The sequence below is a fragment of the Rahnella ecdela genome (assembly GCF_019049625.1).
Taxonomy (GTDB): domain Bacteria; phylum Pseudomonadota; class Gammaproteobacteria; order Enterobacterales; family Enterobacteriaceae; genus Rahnella; species Rahnella ecdela.
The window spans coordinates 1-2,137 of sequence record NZ_JAFMOY010000076.1; the positions used below are offsets into that span (position 1 = coordinate 1).

Annotated in this window: 3 protein-coding genes; all 3 read right to left on the reverse strand. The window is 36.0% G+C overall.

What is annotated here, in order from left to right:
• Window positions 1-394: 394 nt before the first annotated feature.
• Window positions 395-685: a hypothetical protein gene (locus J1784_RS00395; RefSeq protein WP_217147595.1), complete on the reverse strand. Its 291-nt coding sequence runs from the start codon at window positions 683-685 to the stop codon at window positions 395-397.
• A 346-nt stretch (window positions 686-1,031) separates the two neighbouring features.
• On the reverse strand, window positions 1,032-1,331 hold the full coding sequence (locus J1784_RS00400; RefSeq protein WP_217147596.1) for a MafI2 family immunity protein: 300 nt from the start codon (window positions 1,329-1,331) through the stop codon (window positions 1,032-1,034).
• Between the two features lie 20 nt (window positions 1,332-1,351).
• The coding region (locus J1784_RS00405; protein ID WP_238485319.1) for a polymorphic toxin type 50 domain-containing protein at window positions 1,352-2,137 on the reverse strand (786 nt) is incomplete at its 5' end.

A 2,137-nucleotide genomic window follows, 5' to 3' on the forward strand; every position in this document is an offset into this window, starting at 1 on the left:
TTTTAAGGCCTTTAGCCAGTTCAGCCGCAAGGGCTTTAAGTTTCTTTTCATCCATAATTTACCTGTCTCCGTTGCTGGAGTGAACATATCAAAAACAGGCAATTACACAATTTTAATTACAGTCTCATGAAAAACGCAAGATGAGTCATGTATCCCTGACACAAACTAGCCATCCGATGAAAGTCCGAACTTATTCTTGTCACCGCCTACAAGATAAACAGTAAAATAGCCATCAAAAACATCAACATGATCTATATTATCAATAAAATCCAAATCCAATATTTCACAATAACCATTCAAGCTTATCACTTTTAAATTAACCTCTGAAATAATAAGAAGGTGCGTTCTATTTTTTTAAATTCATAAAAAAAACATGGAAGCACTATTTTATTAATTATTGCTTTACTTTTAAAATCAAAAAAACCACATTTTGATCACAGCCAACACCTACGACACTACAGTCCTCAACCAACTCAGGTGAAATATTACTTTGTGCTGAAAACACAAACAAACCTACGCTATCTTCTAAAATCTGGTAGTAGTTTTTTGAATAGTTTTCGTGATGAAATAGAATTGGAAGATGAGATTTTAAAAATTCCGACTCAGTAATGGTTGAAATTTTAATCATTTTTATTTTCTCGCCATACCTTATAGGAATTAAATAAACAACAATATCCTTATCCAATCCAACAATTCATATCTATATTGCTAGCACTTGAGACGGCAATCAAAATTGAATTTATACTAACCAAGGAATTTCATATTTCGATAAGCGAATTAAAAAATAACCAGTATTTTTGCATGGTTTGCATTTATCTTTTCTTGAAAAATACTTCCGTAGTCGCTTGCCTAAAAATGTGTATGTTAAAACCCAAAGTTACTATCTGAGTTAACATACGTATAATTACCTCTCCATCGGGAAAAGGTTAAATTTAAGTTTCATTTCATTTCATTTCATTTCATTTCATTTCATTTCATCATAAGTATATTTACTTAAAATCATGAAAAGGAGATTGGTTCTTCTCATGCATTCACTCTTTTCTAAGGTATAACAATAACCCTCCATCATTTTTAATTGCATGCGGGTAATCCAAACGTAATGTTTTTATTTCAATAGAGAATCCATCTTCAAAATCTGCAATTACTTCAGTACCGAGTTCAGAGGCTAACTCCTCATCGTCATCACTAATTTCTTGATCGAAATAGTAAACTATTTCAATCTGTTGATTAAATAACCTCCCAACTACGGCTCGAATATTTGGCGTTACCCTTCCTAACAAAGCATTTTGCATTGATAGTCTAAAGTAACCATTTGGATCTTTATGATACATTTTACGCACTCCAACTTTGGCTAAGGTCTAGATGGTACAATATGTACCCCTTTTTTGCTGTAATGGACAATACCTTTACTTGTCGGCACTGCCACACCGGTATCTCGTTCGATATAATTGCCAATAATTATAATAAAATCAATTCTTTCTTTTGAACCAGGCATTCCCACAGAAAGATTACCCACTTGTACTCCCGAGCCAATTTCTGAGAGTAGTGAATATGGTGAGACACTAAGAATACTTTTATTTAAACCTGACTCAGAAGCTATTTTATATTCATTAGTTCCTGGTATGTGTTTATTTTGTTTCGACTGCTCAATGATAAATGAAGATTTACTATTTATATAGACTCCATTATCGTTAACATCTAGAATATTTTCTCCATAACTGCCTAAATGAGTTCCTCTATCCACACCAGCCACATTAACTGTTCTATCCAATGTATTAATGGTTTCACTAAGTTCATCGGCTCGCGTTACTTCACTCGCCCTGGAAACAGACTCCGCTACTTCAACCTCCCCCGCACCGATAAAAAGTGATCTGATGATACCCACGATACTTGCGGCCATTTCAGCCTGGTCGCCCAGTGAAGCATGGCTGACTTTATCCCACAGCTCGGCGGCGGATTTTTTGGCAGCATCCAAAGTATTTTTAGCGTCTTGTAATATCCCATCGGCACAGACGTTACCCCGCAGGATGTTTTCTGCCAAAATAGCGGCTTCTAGCGACAGTTCTTCCGCGGTAGGGCTCAGAATAAACTCCACCGCACTGTTTGCCAGATGCTCGGTACCGGATATCCCCCCCCC

What these genes read in the sequence shown, in the direction of transcription:
- J1784_RS00400 (WP_217147596.1), bottom strand. Translation starts at nt 1,331, where the DNA reads ATGTATCATAAAGATCCAAATGGTTACTTTAGACTATCAATGCAAAAT.